Source organism: Mesorhizobium sp. WSM4833, assembly GCF_055811095.1.
On sequence record NZ_JBVVQG010000015.1, the window covers coordinates 87,138 to 105,986 of the forward strand.

General features: G+C 61.6%; 15 protein-coding genes. 10 read left to right on the forward strand and 5 right to left on the reverse strand.

The window, feature by feature from the left end; all coding sequences use genetic code 11:
* Nucleotides 1–52: 52 nt before the first annotated feature.
* Together AC0L2D_RS25720 and AC0L2D_RS25725 are read left to right on the forward strand one after the other, a co-directional pair.
* Nucleotides 53–2,143, forward strand: coding sequence for an O-antigen ligase family protein (locus tag AC0L2D_RS25720; RefSeq protein ID WP_224621107.1), 2,091 nt, complete (start codon nt 53–55; stop codon nt 2,141–2,143).
* A gap of 168 nt (nt 2,144–2,311) precedes the next feature.
* A complete protein-coding gene (locus tag AC0L2D_RS25725) occupies nt 2,312–3,184 on the forward strand; it encodes a phytanoyl-CoA dioxygenase family protein (RefSeq protein WP_024503632.1) in 873 nt (290 codons plus the stop codon).
* Between the two features lie 86 nt (nt 3,185–3,270).
* Here AC0L2D_RS25725 and AC0L2D_RS25730 read toward each other — a convergent pair whose 3' ends face one another.
* A complete protein-coding gene (locus tag AC0L2D_RS25730; RefSeq protein WP_013532748.1) occupies nt 3,271–4,170 on the reverse strand; it encodes a LysR family transcriptional regulator in 900 nt (299 codons plus the stop codon).
* 128 nt (nt 4,171–4,298) lie between these two features.
* On the opposite strand from AC0L2D_RS25730, the gene AC0L2D_RS25735 reads away from it, so the two are divergent.
* The 5 genes from AC0L2D_RS25735 (at nt 4,299) to AC0L2D_RS25755 (ending at nt 9,711) form a co-directional block, all read left to right on the forward strand.
* Entirely contained in the window at nt 4,299–5,936 is a 1,638-nt protein-coding gene (locus AC0L2D_RS25735; RefSeq protein ID WP_027164134.1) for an ABC transporter substrate-binding protein, read from the forward strand.
* A 760-nt stretch (nt 5,937–6,696) separates the two neighbouring features.
* Complete coding sequence (locus AC0L2D_RS25740) at nt 6,697–7,899, forward strand: alpha-2,8-polysialyltransferase family protein (protein ID WP_244514274.1); 1,203 nt, start codon at nt 6,697–6,699, stop codon at nt 7,897–7,899.
* 184 nt (nt 7,900–8,083) lie between these two features.
* Complete coding sequence (locus tag AC0L2D_RS25745) at nt 8,084–8,854, forward strand: hypothetical protein (protein ID WP_473542994.1); 771 nt, start codon at nt 8,084–8,086, stop codon at nt 8,852–8,854.
* 92 nt (nt 8,855–8,946) lie between these two features.
* The gene (locus AC0L2D_RS25750) at nt 8,947–9,315 is read left to right on the forward strand and encodes a VanZ family protein (protein WP_013532752.1); all 369 of its coding nucleotides are present in this window, start codon (nt 8,947–8,949) and stop codon (nt 9,313–9,315) included.
* 180 nt (nt 9,316–9,495) lie between these two features.
* On the forward strand, nt 9,496–9,711 hold the full coding sequence (locus tag AC0L2D_RS25755) for a hypothetical protein (RefSeq protein WP_473542996.1): 216 nt from the start codon (nt 9,496–9,498) through the stop codon (nt 9,709–9,711).
* Nucleotides 9,712–9,974: 263 nt separating this feature from the next.
* Here the strand turns inward: AC0L2D_RS25755 and smc are convergent, their stop codons facing one another.
* The 3 genes from smc to AC0L2D_RS25770 form a co-directional block, all read right to left on the reverse strand.
* Nucleotides 9,975–13,436: a chromosome segregation protein SMC gene (gene smc / locus AC0L2D_RS25760; RefSeq protein ID WP_473542998.1), complete on the reverse strand. Its 3,462-nt coding sequence runs from the start codon at nt 13,434–13,436 to the stop codon at nt 9,975–9,977.
* A 105-nt stretch (nt 13,437–13,541) separates the two neighbouring features.
* Nucleotides 13,542–14,285 (reverse strand): DsbA family protein, encoded by a 744-nt coding sequence (locus tag AC0L2D_RS25765; RefSeq protein WP_013532754.1) that lies wholly within the window; start codon nt 14,283–14,285, stop codon nt 13,542–13,544.
* A gap of 163 nt (nt 14,286–14,448) precedes the next feature.
* Complete coding sequence (locus tag AC0L2D_RS25770; RefSeq protein WP_013532755.1) at nt 14,449–14,949, reverse strand: DUF721 domain-containing protein; 501 nt, start codon at nt 14,947–14,949, stop codon at nt 14,449–14,451.
* A 53-nt stretch (nt 14,950–15,002) separates the two neighbouring features.
* Between AC0L2D_RS25770 and mutY the strand changes: the two genes are divergently transcribed.
* Nucleotides 15,003–16,151, forward strand: coding sequence for an A/G-specific adenine glycosylase (gene mutY / locus AC0L2D_RS25775; RefSeq protein WP_473543001.1), 1,149 nt, complete (start codon nt 15,003–15,005; stop codon nt 16,149–16,151).
* Nucleotides 16,144–16,755 (forward strand): HAD family hydrolase, encoded by a 612-nt coding sequence (locus AC0L2D_RS25780; protein ID WP_473543003.1) that lies wholly within the window; start codon nt 16,144–16,146, stop codon nt 16,753–16,755. Before mutY ends, AC0L2D_RS25780 begins: the two co-directional genes overlap by 8 nt.
* Nucleotides 16,756–16,821: 66 nt before the next feature.
* Here AC0L2D_RS25780 and AC0L2D_RS25785 read toward each other — a convergent pair whose 3' ends face one another.
* Nucleotides 16,822–17,955 (reverse strand): site-specific DNA-methyltransferase, encoded by a 1,134-nt coding sequence (locus AC0L2D_RS25785; protein ID WP_013532758.1) that lies wholly within the window; start codon nt 17,953–17,955, stop codon nt 16,822–16,824.
* Between the two features lie 175 nt (nt 17,956–18,130).
* Between AC0L2D_RS25785 and AC0L2D_RS25790 the strand changes: the two genes are divergently transcribed.
* Complete coding sequence (locus tag AC0L2D_RS25790) at nt 18,131–18,817, forward strand: HAD family hydrolase (RefSeq protein WP_473543006.1); 687 nt, start codon at nt 18,131–18,133, stop codon at nt 18,815–18,817.
* Nucleotides 18,818–18,849: the final 32 nt, after the last annotated feature.

The following is an 18,849-nucleotide window of genomic DNA, read 5'->3' on the forward strand; positions in this document are numbered from 1 at the left end:
TCTTTCCATACATAGGTCGGCCGGGTGGGTGGCGGCTCAACATGGAACTTCAATGAACCTTCCTATCTTCGCCATCAACCTCGATCGCGAGACCCAGCGCTGGAGCGAATTGCTCGCCAGCGCCGAAGCGGCAGGCCTGACCTTGCAGCGCATTGCCGCCGTCGACGGCCATGCGCTTGCCAAAGAGGCCTGGACGGAGATCGATCTGCCAGCCGCACGCAAGCTGAGCGGGCGCGACATCCTTTCCGGCGAATATGCCTGTTACCGCAGCCATATCCAGGCGCTGGAAACGTTCGTGGCCGGTGGCAGCGCCCATGGCCTGATCGTCGAGGACGACGTCCTCTTCAGCGAAGACACCATGCGGCGCATCGAGGCCGTCATCGCGGCGGTGCCGGATTTCGACGTCATCAAACTGATCAACCATCGCATCAGCTTCTTCATGCGCGCCGTCGAGACGGCGGAAGGCGACGAGATCGGTCGTGCGCTGCATGGCCCGCAAGGCTCGGCCGCCGCCTATCTGGTGACGCGGGAGGGCGCGCAGGGTCTGTTGTCGGCGCTCGCCGTCATGAAAATGCCATGGGACGTCGCGCTCGAACGCTTTTGGGATACCGGTCTGAAGGTCTATTCGGCCCGCCAAAACGTGCTTGGCTTCGCCGCCAGCAGCGAGATCTCCGGCATAGCCGGTCCCTCGGGAAGCTACAAATCCGCAAGGTTGGGGGGGCCGAGCCGGCTACGTGCCGGGGTGTTGCGGGCCAGTGACGAGCTGCGCCGCCTGCATCACGTCCTGCTGCGGCCCCCTTTGCCGCGAGATACCCTGGACTATGCCAAGGACAACGCGCCGCGCCACACCTTGCTTCTGTTGCTTGCGGCACTCGCCGTTCTCGCCATGGTTTCCGCGGTGTGGCGCGAGGCAGACACCTACCGCTATGCGGGCCTGGCGCTGGCCCTGGTCGCGGTCATCCGCTGGTTCAGGGTGGATTTGTGGACCTACAGCAAACCACTGATCGGTTGGGTCGGCTTCCTGTGTCTGGGCTGGTCGCTCTATGTCTTCATCCGACTGGCGATCGTCTATTTCGGCACCCACCAGTTGGGTGGCGCCGAAGGCATTTACATGTTTCCGCTGTTCTATGCGACGACCGGATTCGCCTTTCTGCTGTTTGTCAGGCAGCCCGCACGGCTGGTCCTCTGGTTCATGATCCTCAGTCTTGTCTTCCTGGCGGCGGACACCGCCTGTTCGAACATGTTTCAGGATATCCAACCGGCCCCGTGGCTTTTCAACAATCCCATCCACGCGTCGGTGGCGGCCGGTTTCATCTTCCTCTGCACGCTGCAATTCATGGCTTACACGGCCCAGAGAACGGACCTCGGGAAAGCAACCAAGAACCTTTATTGGGCGCTGTCGACAGCCGTCCTGCTGCTTGCCGTCGTCAATATCATCGAGATGCGGTCAAAGGGCGTGTGGCTTGCGCTTGCGCTTGCGCTGCTCCTGTTGACGGTCATGACCCTGGCGAGAGGCCATCGCCGCGAACTGTTGGTTTCGGGTGGCGTGCTGGCGATCGTGGCGGCCGGCATTGTCGCAACACACAACATCTTCTCGTCCACCGCCGGCGACACCATGACCTTCGTCAAAACCCTGGTTCCGGATGTGTTCAGGCATGGCGTCCTTCCCGCATTCGACCGCGCCATCGCGAGCGATGCGGTTCCGCTTGCAGCCAAGGAAAGGCTGATGCTGTGGGCGGATGCGATCGATATCTGGAAACGCCACCCGATCTTCGGAGCCAGTTCCAGCTGGCTGACCGAGTGGGAGAACAGAACCTATCATCCCATGATCTTAAACGTCTTCCACAATGGTTATCTGGAAATTGCCGTGCGCTATGGTCTGGTCGGACTGGTGTTCTTTGCCTTTCTCTACACCTGGTCGGCCAGGCAGGTTCTGCTGGCCATGCGAGCCAAGCTTGTCGCTCCGGCGGCATGGTCCTGCTACATCTCCACACTGGTTTTCTTCGCCCTCAGCATCCTTACCAATTCCAACAACCGGCTGGCCATGGGTGAGGCCTTCATGTGGTTTGCCGCGGCGTTCGGCTTCTATTGTTTTTATGTTCGCCAGCAGAAGAACCTTGTCGCGCCGCGAACCTATTTTTAGGGCCTGCCGGCGCAGCACGTATCTGATCAGCCGGTTGCGCCCAATGCACCTTTGAGGCCCCGCTCAATTTCCCGATAATCGGGAAAGTCGATGCCAAAATCCACGGCTTATCGCCGGCAACCCGTTTGTTACGATCGACACAGATCACAGACGGGGGTTGTCACGGATATGCTGACGGACAGGCAGGCACGCGAAGCGGTGGAGCAGTACCGCGAGGAAGGATATGCGGTCGTTCGACAATTTGTCGACGGCGACGAGATGATCCGGCTGAAGAAGGAAACCGATGCGGTCTATGCCGAAGGCCTCAAGCATCACGCCACTTTCCGGCACGGCAACCTGAATTTCCAGATCCTGCCTGAATCGGACTTTGGCCAACGCTATGTGCTGCAGGCTTACTGGTTTTCCTGGATCAATTCCTATTTCGAGCAGTTCCGCCGCAATCCCGACTATCTGAAGCTGCTCGAGGGTCTGATCGGCCGCGACATAAAACAGATCGCCCAACAGCTGCACTGGAAGCCGCCCGGCGCCAATGTCACGGGTTATCGCTTCCACCAGGATCTGCGCTTTCGTAACCAGGCCGCCTTCGACAATGTCGCCGACGCCACCGTGACAACAGGCCTCGCGGTCGATCGGGCGACGCTGGACAATGGCTGCCTTCAGGTCGTGCCCGGCAGCCACAAGCTCGGCTATCTCGGCCTGTCGGACGAGGGAACCGGCGAGCTGATGAAGGGTCTGACCGCCGAAGAAGAGTTGCGCAAGGTCGGCATCGACCCGGCGACCATCGTTCCGCTGGTGCTGGAGCCGGGCGATCTTGCTTTATGGGGGCTGCTCACCGTGCACGGCTCCTCGCCCAACAGGTCACAGCACGACCGCGCCTTTGCACTGTCCAGCTATGTGCGGGCGGATACGACGCAACGTGGCGAATGGGCGTTCAGGGACGGTGTTTCGGTACCGCTCGGCAAGACGCCGGCATTGTGCAAATACGAAAAGCTCTTCGAGGAGCCGGGACCGATGTACGACACCACCGCCTGGTGGAAATGACGCTGCCGCGTCGGGCGACGGGGGCAGCAGGGGCCGGGCGTTCGCGCCAGGCCCCTGACGGCGTTGGCCGGCAACCGGGCAGCATTTCAGGCGGTGAAGTCGGCCGACAGTTCGCGGATCAGGAAATCGACGAACGCGCGCACCTTGGCCGCAATATAGGTGCGGTGCGGATAGAGTGCGTAGATCGGGCTGGAGCCGGGGCGAAACTCATCCAGCTGCACTTCCAGCCGGCCGTCGCTGATCGCAGCATCGACCAGCAGGCTGGGCAGATTGCCGATGCCGAAACCGGCGGTGGTCATCTGGTAGGCGGCCTCGACGCTGTTGGTCGAGATGCGCCCGCCGACAGCCGCATCGAAAGGGCCGTCTGGTCCGATGAAAGGCCATGTGCCAAGCCGCTTGGCGAAATTGCTCAGCACGCAGGAATGGCTTGCCAGCTCATCCGGGTGGACCGGGCGGCCGTTTGTGTCCCAATAATCGGGCGTGGCGCAGACATAGTTGCGAACTTCCCCAAGCCGGCGGGCAATCAAGGCGGAATCGGCCTGACCGCCGAAGCGGATGGCGACATCGTAGCCTTCCTCGACAATGCCGACGACATAACGCGCGGTGAGGTCGAACTCGATCGTGGTGAGCGGGTTCTCTTCGAGGAATTTCGGCACCAGCTTGGTTATGCGCGTGTGGCCCAGAACATTGGAGCAGGAAACCCGGATCAGGCCGCGCGTCTCCTTGTGCAGGCCGCGCGTCGAATCCTGCAGTTCGGAAATGTCGTCGAGCAGGATGCGGGCACGCGGAGCATAGTCGCGGCCCGCCTCTGTGAGGCTGAGGCGCCTTGTGGTGCGATTGATGAGCCGGACGCCGAGGTCGTCTTCCAGTTCCTTGATGGTGCGGCTGACGGCCGTCGTCGACATGTTGAGATCGCGCGCCGCCGCCGACAGGCTGCCCAGCAGGCAGACCCGATCGAACACCCGCATCGCCGTCAGAAGATTCATCTTGCCTTCCCCTCGCCGTCGCGGCCCCGCCGCCATCGGCTGCGTCTTGTAGAAAACAGCGCCCAGCAACGACGCGGCAAGGGCATTCCACCGAATTTCGGCGTAAAATCAACAATGGGAGAACCGATATGACATCCAGACCTCTTCATCCGGCGATCGGCACATTTGCGAAAGGCGCGACGAGCGGCGCGCTTGGCCGCCGCGAGTTCCTGGCGTTGGCCAGCGCCTTCGGCGCCAGCACGGCGATTGCCTATGGGCTCATCGGTCAACCGGTCCCGGCGCGGTCCGAGGAAGCCGCCCAACCCAGAAAGGGCGGCGTGCTGCGTGTTGCCATGCAGGTGATGGAGCTGGAAGACCCGCGCAAGTTCAAGATTTCGCAGATGGGCAACATCGCCATGCAGTTTCTCGAACCGCTGGTGCGCTGGAAGCCGGATTTCACCTTCGAGCCGGTGCTGCTGCAGAGCTGGGAGATCAATGCGGACGCCACGGAATATGTGCTCAAGGTGCGCCCAGGGGTGAAGTGGTCGAACGGCGACGATTTCACCGCCACGGATGTCGCCTTCAACATCACGCGCTGGTGTGAGAAGGATGCCGCTGGCAACTCGATGGCGGGGCGCATGACCGCCCTGATCGATCCCGACACCAAGGTGGCGCGCACTGGTGCCATCGAGGTTCGCGACGACCACACCGTGGTCCTGAAACTGTCGCAGCCCGACATCACCATTATCCCTGCGATGACCGACTACCCGGCATTGATCGTCCACCGCACGTTCAATCCGAAGGCAGCGCCACTGTCGGCCAACCCCGTTTCCACGGGTCCGTTCGAGCTTAAAAAACTCGATGTCGGCGTTGCTGCCTCGGTGCGCAAGCGGCCGGACGGGTCGTGGTGGGGCGGCGAGGTGTTCCTCGACGGCATCGACTGGACCGACTACGGCACCGACTCGGCCGCCACCGTCTCCGCCTTCGAATCCGGTGAGATCGACCTGAACGGCCAGACGCAGTCCTATGATGTCGCCATGCTCGACAGGCTGGGCCTGAAGAAAAGCGAGATCGTCACCGCCGCCACCCTGGTCTCGCGCTGCAACGTCAACGCCAAACCTTATGACGACAAGCGCGTGCGCAACGCCATACAGCTTGCGGTCGACAACGAAGCGGTGCTGCAACTGGGCGCCGACGGCATGGGCATCGTCGCGCAGAACGATCATGTCGGACCGATGCATCCCGAACACGCCGACCTGCCGCCGATCAAACGTGATCCGGCCCGGGCCAGGGCATTGCTCGAGGAAGCCGGCCAGCTCGATTTCGAGTTCGATCTGATCTCGGTCGAAGCCGACTACCGCAAGGAAAGCTCCGATGCCGTCGCCCAGCAGATGCGCGACGCCGGCTTCAAGGTGAAACGCACCGTCATCCCGGAATCGGCGTTCTGGAACGACTGGACGAAGTATCCCTTCGCGACGACCAATTGGAACGCCCGACCGCTCGGCATCCAGACCTATGCGCTTGCCTATCAGACCGGTTCGGCATGGAACGAGACGGGGTTCGCCGATCCAGACTTCGATGCCAAGGTCCACAAGGCCAATTCCATCGCCGATCCGGAGCAGCGCCGTGTGGTAATGAAGGAACTCCAGGTCATGCTGCAGGATTCCGGCATCATCGTTCAGCCTTACTGGCGAAAGCTGTTCTGTCATATGAAACCTGCTTTGATGGGCTACCAGATGCATCAGGCCTATGAGCAGGATTTCACACGGGCCTGGCTCGCCGCCTGATCGCGGACGACCCCTCCGACAGGGCGGCGCATTTCGGGCGCCGCCCTTAGAGCAGTTCACCGTTTCACGGAAATGGCGAGTTGCTCTAACTCTTTGTTTTGAGGCAATTTTGGCCGGAAAACCGCTTCACACTTTTCCTAGAATTGCTCTAGCCTGCTCACCGGGGACGTTGCGCCGAAGCGTCGGCCTCAAGGGCGTTCGAGGAGCAGTGCGGGCTTTGTATCGGGCATGATGCGCAGATGCGCCCACACATGCCCTGCCTTGTCAGGTCGGCCGGAATTGCAGGCCGCCGCACCGGACCGGCTGGCACATCAAGTGTGTGAAACATTCTGGTTTCTGCCTCTGTCATCATCTAGCTCCGGTTCATGGCTGGAGCTTACTTTTGACTGGGGGAAGCGAAACCCGCTTTCCCGGGCAACGACCTTCCCGAAAACCGGGAGAATTCGTGCTCTTGGTGCCGAGAGGGACCCGAAGCAGCAAGACGACCCCATGAGCGGTCTGCCGCACCGGGTTCTATTGCCGGATCTCGACAGGTCTCTGCCGCTCAGTTGAAGTGAATTCGCCTGCCTATTGTGCGGAACTCTAGCCTGTCTTGGACGTTAGACCCGCCATCTGAAAGATATTTCCTACCGACGCGATAGGCAGTATTACGAAGCGGGTGGGACGCCCCGAGCCACACGGCCTGTCGGATATGAAGCAATTTTGCGGTTGAGATCGCGGAACATGCAGCGTTATTTCCATCCGATCTGGAGATCTTAAATTGCCAGCTCGAATATGCTGCGTCTTTGGCAGCTGGCAATTGCTCAGCCTGGTTGCCTCACTTCGCCAATCAACAATGGATGGAAGCTCCCCGGCGGATCAGGAGCATGAGGACTATCTCCTGCTTTATGAAACGGCCGGCGTTTCCGAGCATTTCAAGACCGGTCTTGCTGAACTTGCGTCTAAAGTATGGACCTGGAGACGGATCATATGGGCGTACGACCTTCTGACGTCCGAGCGTAAATATGGGCAACTGCAAATTTTCCGGATCCATCGTCTGATCCGAGACACAATTGGTCTCGACGCGAGTTCCGTAGCTGAAATCTGGGCCTGCTTCGTTAACCGGCCGTCGGAAAAAATACTGCTGGATTCATACCCTGAAGCCAAGATCGTTTTGTATGAGGATGGCTTGACGTCATACCTTCCATTCGAGATGGCAACCATGTCACGGCCGCCGGGCACAAGGTTTCGACGACGCATCACCGCGGTCTTGATTGCAGGACTCTCTACAATTTCACCGGCGTTCCGATTGAGGAAAGCGGCCGACAGGATAGAAAGACACCATCTGAGACGGGTGACGAAGTTTTATTCTTTGCTTCACGAAATCCCCATTCACGATGCGCTGGAGAACGTACCAAGATTTCAGGTCGGCGCTTCGCTGATGCGCGACGTAATAGGTGAAGCCTGCAGGGATGCGCTTTCCGGCGGCGATGAACATTGCCGTGCGTCAGCCAACCCACGGATCCTGCTGCTCGGCCAGGCATTGTCGCGAAACCGCATAATGTCGTACGCGCAAGAGGCGGCGATCTATAGACGAATTGCGGAGCAGATCGTCGAGAGGGGATACGACGTCGTCTGGAAGGAACATCCCAGAATAAGCAAGCCCTTCTTCCCCGAATTGCTGGATGCAGTTGGCAATGTGACGGCCGACGCCAACACCAGGATCATGGAAGCTAACCTGCCACACATATATCCGATAGAGCTTGTCGTATCCCGAATGAACATCGTTGGCTGCGTCTCCGGCACGTCAGCTGCCCTTCTTTACCTGAAGTGGCTTTACGGCATCAAAACATACACATTTGCGGAAACCCTGGTCCCCCTCATGACTGGCGCGGATATTCTAATGAGCGAAATGGTAAAAGCCCATGCGGAGCCCTTTTCAACGCTCCAATCTTTGAACGAGACGCAGAAAGGGATCCGTTGAAAGGCGGTAACCCGAACAGGTTGAACACGATCCTCGCTGTCCAAATTCGGACAAACTCGATCTGGGCACCATCGATGTCAAAGCCGCTTTCAGTCCTTCAACGAGCCACCAAGGCCGACGTTCGATCGGAGCCGTTTCCACACATCATCCTGCCTGACGCCTTCCCCTCGATCTCTACCAGGAATTGGCCGGCACGTTTCCCGCTCCGGAAACGCTCGAAATCGATACACGCCGCAACAACACCAGGTGGGATTATGAGGCCCACCGCGTTCGGTCGAACGAAGCCGTGCCGCAAATATGGCGCGATTTTATCGCCTACCATGTATCGCAAGCATTTTTCGGCGAGGTCGCCGACCTGTTCTATGACGATATTCACAAACTTTACCCTGATTATTACCCCAATTATGAACGCCTCAAGAATATGAAAGCGGGCATCAGGTTTAGTGACACCTATGCAACACGCGACATACTGATGGATGCGATGCTCAGCGGGAACACGCCGGTGACCAATGCCGGCTCGGTGCGGACAAGCCACATCGACAATGGCGACAAGCTATTTTCTGGCCTGTTTTATATGAGGCCGGAAGATTATGATGCCGTTGGCGGGGACCTGACAATTAGTCGTTTCCAGTCCAAATACGCCACGCTGAAAGCCAAAGCGACACTCTTCAATGATGCCTATGTCGACGACACCCATTTGGAATGCGTCGAAACAGTTCAATACGACAAGAACATTCTTGTATTGTTCATCAACTCGATTGAATCGGTCCACGGCGTCACAGTCCGCCAACCCACCAACAAATCCCGGCTTTTCGTCAATCTGGTTGGAGAAGTCGAAAAGCCATTCTACATCAAAGGAAAAAAGATACGGCCGCGCTACGTCCCGGCGCATCAAAATCAGGATGAGGCGGAACAGACCTGGCTGAAAAAGCTCAAGCAAAAATTGCGGCTTTAGAAGAACAACGCCGTCGATCCGAGTTTCAGCCTGAACTGCCAATACCGAGCCGGATTCGACTTTCCCGGCGGCTAGGCAAAGATTGGAACAGAATGAGATTTTATCCAGCCGTCGAACGGATCGCCTTTTTCGCCACGCTTGCCGCTGTTCTTGCCCTTGCACTGCTGCCTATACCCCGACTTGAAGAGTACGGGATCGATATCGGTTTCCGTTCCGACAAGCTGAACCACGCCAGCGCCTTTGCCGTCATGACTTTCCTTGGAGGGCTCGGCTGGCCCGATCGAAAAGCAAGACTAATCGTCTTCCTGGCCATGATTGGAGCGGCGATCGAGGTCCTGCAGGGCACGGCGCTGATACGGCGCGATCTGGATGTGTTCGACTGGTTTGCCGATTGCGCCGGCATCGCATGTGGCCTCGTGGCCGTGATCTGTGTGAACTGGATCTTGCGGCGCAGAGGTTGAGCCCGCTCTCAAGCCTTATCTGCACGGCGCCGATAGCCACAGGAGTTCGCCCTCGGCTCCATTGACTCAGCGAAATCGGATTGCAACGATCCGATCCGAGAGTGAGCGATTTTTCTAACTTGGCCGGACAGATATTTTGGGCGCGGCACCCAGGAAGTGCGCCATCAGTATTGAGGGACGATGACGATCAAGATCAGGCTTCCGGGCGGTGTATTGAAGGTCAAGCAACGTTATGAGTTGCGGCGGCGAGAGTACAAGGGCGAAGTCCCGGTCTGGCAGTTTGGCAAATATTTCGTCATCTGGTGGCCCAGTACAATTCCTGATCGCCCCTCCAGGAGCTCGAATACTGATGAGGAACTTGAAATGAATCTTTCATCGTCTGGAGAAAGCACGTAAGCTCTATGCATCATGGCTTTGCGAATCAGATTGCCGGGGGGCACACTGAAGGTGAAGACCTACCGGGAACTGCGTGATCGCGAGCGGGATCACAGGGTGCCTGTGCTGAAACTGGGCTCGCTCTATTTCGTCTGGTCCCCGGCCAAACATCATTCGCACAGGCACAGTCCGCGGCCCTGACATTTTTTGCCGAGCGAGAACCGCTTGCACCCTTTTCCTGAAATTGCTCCGGTGCGGCCCATTCCAGCCAGCGCTGACCTGGGTCAGCTTGCCTCGCGCATGGCCTCGGCCGCCTGCAGGTCGACCGACACCAATTGGCTGACGCCCTGTTCGGCCATGGTGACGCCGAACAGCCGGTTCATGCGCGCCATGGTGATGGGATTGTGGGTGATGATGACGAAGCGCGTCTCGGTGGTGGCGGCCATTTCGTCCATCAGGTTGCAGAAGCGCTCGACATTGTGGTCGTCGAGCGGGGCGTCGACTTCGTCGAGCACGCAGATCGGCGCCGGATTGGTCAGGAACACCGCGAAGATCAGCGACATCGCCGTCAACGCCTGCTCGCCGCCCGACAGCAGCGTCATGGTCTGCGGCTTCTTGCCGGGCGGGCGGGCCAGGATTTCGAGGCCGGCCTCGAGCGGATCGTCGGATTCGATCAGCTGCAATTCCGCCGTGCCGCCGCCGAACAGATGCGAGAACAGCCGCTGGAAATGGCCGTTGACGACATCGAAGGCGGCAAGCAGCCGCTCGCGGCCTTCGCGGTTGAGGCTCTGGATCGCCTGCCTGAGCTTGCGGATCGCCTCGATGATGTCCTCGCGCTCCGACACGATCGCCTCCAGCCGGTCGGAAAGCTCCTTCTGCTCTTCCTCTGCGCGCAGATTGACGGCGCCCAGCCGTTCGCGCTCGATCTTCAGCCGGTCCAGCTGACGCTCGATCTCGGGCATCTCAGGCATCGGGCTGTCAGCCTCCAGACCGGTATGGCGAATAACCAGATGCGGCGGTGTGTTCAGCGTTTCCTGGATGCGCGCCTCGACCTCCAGCCGGCGTTCGTCGGCCGCGGTCAGCCGCTCTTCGGCGCGAACGCGGCTCTCGCGCGCCTCAGCCAGGAACTGGATGGCGCCGGTGGCGGCCTTGTCCAGTTCGGATTGCCGGTTCTCCGCTTCCTGCAGACGGTCGGCCGCCGCCTTGCGCAAGGTTTCGGCCTCGGTGAGCTGCGACAGCAGGGCGCGCCGCTTGGCGTCGATTTCATCGGGCGCATCCGCCAGCCGCTCGCGTTCGGCCTCGGCCTCGGCCTTGCGTTCGCCAAGCGAGGCGATCTGCGTCGAGGCGTTTTCGGCCCGCTCCAGCCAATTGCTGCGTTCGGCGCCAATGGCATCGAGCCGGCGCGCGCGCGCCTCGGCTTCGCGGCGCAGCCCCTCATGCACCGCACGCGCATCGGCAAGCGCGGCGCGGTCGCGGGCGACATTGGCCGAGGACTGTTCGAGCTGCAATTGCAGATCGCCAAGATCGGGCGCGTCCTGCAGCAGCATTTCCGCCTCGGCGAAGGCGGCCGAAATCTCCTCATGGCTGTCGACGATGCGGGCGCGCGCTTCATCGAGTGCTGCGCGCCGGCTCTGCAATTCGCCGCCGGCCCTCTCGGCCTCAGCCAGTGCATTGCGGGCGGCGTCCAGCCGATGCTGTGCGTCACGACCGGCCTGGCGCGTGTTGCGCTCGGCCTCGCTTGCCAGGCGGAGCGCCTGTTCGGCCTCTCCCAGCGCCTCCTCGGCCTGGCGCAGGACGAGCGTCGCCTGTATCGCCTCGGCATCGAGCTCAGCCAGCCGGTTCTTCTGCGCCAGCCGTTGCGCCGCGGCGGTCGGCGCGTCGGCACTGGCGGTAAAGCCGTCCCAGCGCCACAGCGCGCCCTCGCGGCTGACCAGCCGCTGGCCGGGAGCAAGCAGCGGCTGCAACCGGCGGCCATCGCCGGCGGCATCGACGATACCGATCTGCGCCAGGCGGCGGGCGAGCTGTGCCGGCGCGTGGACCACGCTGGCCAGGCTCTTCACGCCTTCCGGCAGAGCCGCGTCGCCGGGTTGGATCGCGCCTTCGCCCCAATGCACCGGCGCGCTGCGGTCGAGCGGCACGTCGAGGTCTTCGCCAAGGGCTGCACCCAGCGCCGTTTCGAAACCGCGATCGACGCTGATCTGCTCCAGCACGGCCGGGAAGAGATCGCCGCTGGCGGCATTGAGGATTTTTGCCAGCGTGCGCGCTTCGGTTTCGATCCTTGCCAGCTCGGCCCTGGCATCCTGAAGCGGTGGCCGGGCAGCGCTTTCGGCAGCGCGGGCATCGATGACCGACTGCTCGGCCTCGGACACGGCAGCCTCGGCCTCCTCCAGCAGCGCCATGGCCTGTTCGACCAGCACCCGCTTCTCGGCCGGATCGGGCAGGCCAGCGACCTTGGAGAGTATCTCCGACAATTCCCGGTCGACATCGGCAAGCTGACGCGCGAAGCGGTCGCGGCGCTCGGCGGTATCGCGCAGCGTCCGTTCGATCTGGTTGCGCGAGGCGGCAGCCTCGGCCCGCTCGGCAGTCAGCGCGGCGAGTTTGGCTTCGCTTTGTGAAAGCGTAGATGCCGCTTGTTCGAAAGCCGCGCGGGTGGTGGCCTCGCGCTCGGCGGCACCAGCATTTTCCGAATTGAGTGCCGCCTCTTCGGCGCGCAGGCGCTCGAGAATGTCCGCGTTGTCGCGGACCATGCGCTCCTCACGCGCGATATCGCCGTCGAGCTGCTGCAGCCGGCGCTCGAGTTCGCTCTGACGGGCGCGGATGCGGCCGGCTTCCTCTTCGATCTGCGACTTGGCGATCGAGAGGCGCTGGAAGGCAGCGGCGGCGGCGGCTTCCGCGTCGCGCAGGTCCGGCAGCCGATGGGCGCCTATGCCTTGCTCCCTGGCGGCGGCCATCTGGGCCGCGGCGCGGTCGCCGACCAGTGCCGTGGCAACCGCCAGCGCCGATCGCGCCTCGCCTTCCTGGGTTTTGGCCAGCGTCCAGCGCAGATGCAACAGCGTTGCTTCGGCCTTGCGGATATCGGCCGACAGGTTCTTGAAGCGGGAGGCCTGGCGCGCCTGGCGCTTCAGGCTTTCGATCTGGCTTTCCAGCTCGCCGACGACGTCGTCCAGTCGTTCGAGGTTCTGCTCGGCCGCCTTCAGCCGCAGTTCTGCCTCGTGGCGGCGGGTGTGCAGGCCGGAAATGCCTGCCGCCTCTTCGAGCAGGGCGCGGCGTGCCTGGGGCTTGGCCTGGATCAGTTCGCCGATGCGGCCCTGGCCGACCATCGACGGGGAACGCGCACCGGTCGACTGGTCGGCGAACAGAAGCTGCACGTCCTTGGCGCGGGCCTCCTTGCCGTTGATACGGTAAAGCGAGCCGGCCTCGCGCTCGATGCGGCGCGACACCTGCAGTTCGTCGGCATCGTTGAAGGCAGCAGGCGCCGAGCGGTCACTGTTGTCGAGGAAAAGCGTGACTTCGGCGGTGTTGCGGGCGGGCCGAGTGCCCGAGCCGGAAAAGATGACGTCGTCCATGCCGGACGCGCGCATGTTCTTGTAGGAGCTTTCGCCCATCACCCAGCGCAGCGCCTCGACAAGGTTCGACTTGCCGCAGCCATTGGGCCCGACAATGCCGGTCAGGCCGCGTTCGATGACGAACTCGCCAGGCTCGACGAAAGATTTGAAACCAAGGAGGCGAAGGCGCGAAAACTTCATTCGCGCCGCCCGCTAAGCGGATTTCCGTGGTTTTGCGAAAGGAAGTCGCGGCACGACGAGAAGCCGCGCACGCCGAAGCGCCGCCGCCTCAGGGCTGACTGGACGTCAGAGCAGAGGGTCGATGATGGCCGACATTTCCTCAATCGACATCGCCCCCTTGTAGGTCTTACCGTTGATGAAGAAGGTCGGTGTCGAGTCGACCTTGAATTCATTGGCGCCGCGCTTCTGGACCGATCTCACATCGTCCAGAAGTTTCTGGTCCGTCAAGCAGGCCTCGAAGGACTCCTGTGTAAAACCGGCGAGCTTCGAGATTTGCAGCAGCGCATCCTTGGTATTCTGGACGCCAACCCAGTTCGCCTGCTGCCGGAACAGGACGTCGACCATGGGGTAATAGTTATCCTTGGCGCAGCGCGCCAGCATAAAACCGGCTTCGGCGCTCGGGTCGAACGGGAATTCGCGCAGGATGTAGCGAACCTTGCCGGTGTCGATGTACTTGGTCTTCAGGTCCGGAAAGGTGGTCTCGGCGAAATGCGCGCAATGCGGGCAGGTCATCGAGGCGTATTCGACGATGGTGACCTTGGCGTCGTCCTTGCCAAGCTGCTTGTCGGGCAGCGCGCCCGGCTTCATCAGTTCCGTCATGTCCACGGTGCCCTGGGCTTCCGGCGCGGTGGCGGCGGCCGGCGTGGCCGGCTTTGCGGGAGCGGCCGGCTCAGCGGGCTTCACATTCGCGGCCTTCGCCTCCTCGCCAGAGTCGCTGCAAGCCGCGAGCAGGGCCACCGCCGGAATGGCGGCCAGCGAAGACAGGACGTTTCTGCGAGACAAGCTTTGGCCAAACGGGGGACGGTTCATACGAATCACCTGACAAGGGTTGGATTTTGCAATGCAAAGACACGAAAAGGCGAGAGTTGGCGCGAATTAAGGCATCTCGATCCCCAATCCAATCGCGAGACCTGACAAGGGCGATCACGAATGCGAGATATAGACGACGAATCCATGACTTTCTTCAAGACGCCTATGATTTTCTCTCCCCAATAATGGTCGCGCCAAGTTTCTCCAGCGAGGCGCGCAGTCCTTCATTATCGACCAGGCCGACAGTCCCCGACAATTTCGTCTTCTCAGCCGCGGTCAGCGGTCTCAGGGCCGGTCTGCGCTTTCCTTTGTCGGCTGTCACCGGCTTCTGCAGGATCCGGATGCGGTTGATGGCGGTGAAGCCGAGGAAGGCGTTGACCCGGTTGATGATCTCGCCCGTCTCGTGCTGCAGATGAAGTGCCGCCATGCCTTCGCAGGCAATGACCAGCACGGCCGGCTCGAACGGATCGTCCTCATGCATACGGCGCGGCCACTGGATTTTTTCGGGGCGCGAATGGCTGGCCAGCCGCGGGCCAGCGATCTCGTCCCATGACTGGACGAGGCCGATCGAAATGCCGGCCCGCTTGCGCAGCACCGGATCGAGGATCCTGGTCGCGAGATCGCTGACCGGGACGGGATTGCCGTAGGGCGTTCTCCCTGCCATGTACGTCCTCCAGCGACGACCCAGCAGATACCGGCCAGGCCAATACAAGATCAATGGCACCAGCAGACCAGACCCGCAAGACCGCATCCTGGGATAGTGGCAAAGCCACATCCGGAGATATCGCATCCCGCCTGCTAGACTGGTACGACGTTCATCACCGTGAATTGCCGTGGCGCATCACGCCCCGTGAGCATGCACGCGGCGTGCGGCCTGATCCCTACCGTATCTGGCTCTCCGAGGTGATGCTGCAGCAGACCACCGTCGAAGCGGTGAAGGCTTATTTCCGGATTTTCGTCGAGAAATGGCCCGATGTCGAGGCGCTGGCCGCGGCGCCGGCGGAGGACGTGATGAAGGCCTGGGCCGGGCTCGGCTACTACTCCCGCGCCCGCAATCTCAAGGCCTGTGCCGATCTTGTGGCTGCGCGTGGCGGCCGGTTTCCCGACACGGAGACTCGTTTGAGAGAATTGCCCGGCATCGGCGCCTATACGTCGGCGGCCATCACGGCGATTGCCTTCGACCGCCCCGCCGCCGTTGTCGACGGCAATGTCGAACGCGTCATCTCCCGGCTGTTTTCGATCGCAACGCCGTTGAGCGAAGCCAAGCCCGAGATCCGCGCCCATGTCGAGCGCATGGTGCCCGGGATAAGGCCTGGCGACTTCGCCCAGGCGATGATGGATCTCGGCGCCACCATCTGCACGCCACGCCGGCCACGCTGCATGCTGTGCCCGCTGCGCGAAGACTGCGACGCCGTCGTTTCAGGCGATCCCGAGCACTTCCCGGTGCGCCTGCCCAAAGCCGACAAGCCGCAGCGGCACGGCGCGGCCTTTGTCGCCGTGCGGGCCGACGGCGCCATCCTTCTGCGCAAACGGGCGGAGAAGGGCTTGCTCGGCGGCATGACCGAGGTGCCGACGACAGGCTGGACCGCGCGGATCGATGGGGCAACCACGCAAGCGGCCGCGCCGTTTCCCGCCGACTGGCGGCATGCGGGCCGCATTGCGCATGTCTTCACGCATTTCGCTCTCGAACTCGAAGTCTTTCACGCTCACATCAAAGGTGATGCGCCAGACGGGCATTTCTGGTCGCTCGCTCACGAGATTTCCGGCGAGGCGCTGCCGACTGTCATGAAAAAGGCAATCGAGGCTGCGATACCCGGCGCGACGAAAAAGCCGTCGCCATACAGTGCAAAGAGGCCCCATGACTGAAATACGCCACATCGTTTTCGACATCGGCCGCGTGCTGATCCACTACGATCCCAACATTCCGTTCAGCCGCCTCATTCCGGATGCCGAAGAGAGAAAGTGGTTTTTCGACAATGTCTGCACGCATGATTGGAACATCGAGCAGGATCGCGGCCGGACCTGGGCAGAGGCCGAGGCGCTGCTGATCGCGGACCATCCCGATCACGCGGAAAACATCCGCGGTTTCCGCCGCCACTGGCACGAGATGGTGCCGCATGCCTATGAGGACAGCGTCGCCATCATGGTCGGTCTGATCGAGAGCGGCCACGACGTGACCATGCTGACCAATTTTGCCAGCGACACGCTGGCCGAGGCACGCGAACGCTTCGATTTTCTCAATCGTCCGCGCGGCGTGACGGTGTCGGCTGACATCCGCCAGATCAAGCCCGACCGAGCCATCTACGATCACCACGTCGCCGCATTCGGCCTCGAACCGGCCGCGACGCTGTTCATCGATGACAGCCAGAAGAATGTCGACGGCGCCAAGGCGGCAGGCTGGCAATCGGTGCTGTTCACCGACGCAAGGACGCTTCAAGCAAACCTTGAACGTCTCGGAATCAAGGCCTGATTTGAATCGCTTCGCGCGATCCGTTGAGCCTTTGAATCAACGGCATTCGAAGCAATTGGCAGGGGCTCAGGCCCCTGCCCGCTCCATGCCGAGCCGCGCGATGCGGCGAAGCTCGTCGATCGGGGTCAGGCCACCGCTGCGCTCATAATGCCAGAAGGTCCAGCCGTTGCAGGCATCCAGCCCCTGCACTTCGGCGCCGACCTTGTGGATCGAACCGGCGCTGTCGCCGATCGCCACCGTGCCGTCGGCCCGCACCTTGGCCGCCCAGCGCTTCTTGGCATCGTAGAGCGTCGCACCCGGCATCATCAGGCCGGTGTCGATCAGGCTGACGAAGGCAACGCGCGGCTCGGCGCGCTTGCCCGTGAGAACGGTGAGATCGGCACCATCCAGCGGCCGCACCGCGTCGATGCGCTCGTTGGCGGCGTCGATGTAGGCCTGCTCGCGCTCGATGCCGACGAAATGGCGGCCGAGGCGCTTGGCCACCGCGCCGGTGGTGCCGGAGCCGAAGAACGGATCGAGCACGATGTCGCCCGGTTTGGTCGAGGCCATCATGATGCGGGCAAGCAGCGCTTCCGGCTTCTGCGTCGGGTGCAGCTTGTCGCCATTGTCGTTCTTCAGCCGCTCGCCGCCGGTGCAGATCGGAAACAGCCAGTCGGAGCGCATCTGGATATCGTCGTTGGACGCCTTCATGGCTTCGTAGTTGAAGGTGTAACCCTTGCCCTTCTGGTCGCGCGTGGCCCAGATCATCGTCTCATGCGCGTTCTGGAAGCGGCGGCCGCGGAAATTCGGCATTGGGTTGGTCTTGCGCCAGACGACGTCGTTGAGGATCCAGAAGCCGAGATCCTGCATCTTGGCGCCGACACGGAAGATGTTGTGATAGGAGCCGATGACCCAGATGGTGCCGTTGGGCTTCAGCACCCGGCGCGCCGCCAGCAGCCAGGCACGCGTGAAAGCATCATAGGCCTCGAAACTCTCGAACTGGTCCCAATCGTCGTCAACGGCGTCGACCTTCGACTGATCAGGGCGGTGCAGGTCGCCGTCGAGCTGCAGATTGTAGGGCGGATCGGCGAAGATGACGTCGATCGATTTTTCGGGCAGCCGGTCTAGCGCGGCGACGCAGTCGCCCTTGAGGATCGTGTCCAGCCATTCGGATTGCTGGGGAGCGTGGGAAAGCTCGTCGAGAAGACGCACGGCAGACATTCTGACACCCAAGGCACGCGTTACTGTTTACTCCTGGTTATGGTTACCGATCAGCGTAAATATTCCGTGAAGGCAAGGGACTGGTGTGGCGAATTTGCGAAGGCGGCCCTGTTGGTGTATGCCGCGCCGCCTGAGCCTTCCGAGGCCACTTCGCCCTCCCATTGTCCGGATCACCATGCCCCAGCCAGACCTTGTCATCTTCGATTGCGACGGCGTGCTCGTCGATTCCGAGATCATCGCCGCCCGCGTCGACGCCGAGCTTTTGACCTTGGCCGGATACGAGATATCGGCTGAGGAGATTTCGGAGAGCTATGCCGGCCTGACCTTCAAGGACATCATGCTGCGGGTCGAGGAAAAGTCCCGCATTCCCTTCCAAGCCTCTCTGATCGACAGGGAGGAACAATTGGTCGACCGCAAACTGCGCAGTGACGTCCGCGCCATCGATGGCGCGCGCGAGGCCGTTGCCGCGGTAACCGTGCCGCGCTGTGTCTGCTCGAATTCACGCTCCGAGAGGATCGAATTCATGCTGGAGAAGGTGCATCTTCTGCCGTTTTTCGCCGACCGGATTTTTTCGGCGATGGAAACACCGACCGCGAAAACGAAACCGGCGCCGGACGTGTTCCTGTTTGCGGCGGAGAAACTCGGCGCCGACCCGGCGAACACTTTCGTTATCGAGGATTCCGTGCACGGCGTCCACGGCGCAAGGGCGGCGGGCATGCGGGTGATCGGCTTCACCGGCGCGGGACACAGTTATCCCGGCCATGCCGACGCGCTCACCGAGGCCGGCGCCGAAACGGTGATCCGCCGCTGGGCGGAGCTGAAAAGCGTGATCGCCGCGCTGTCGGAGTGGTCGGACGCCTGAGAAGCGTGCGCCGCGACGCACGCCTCATGCAA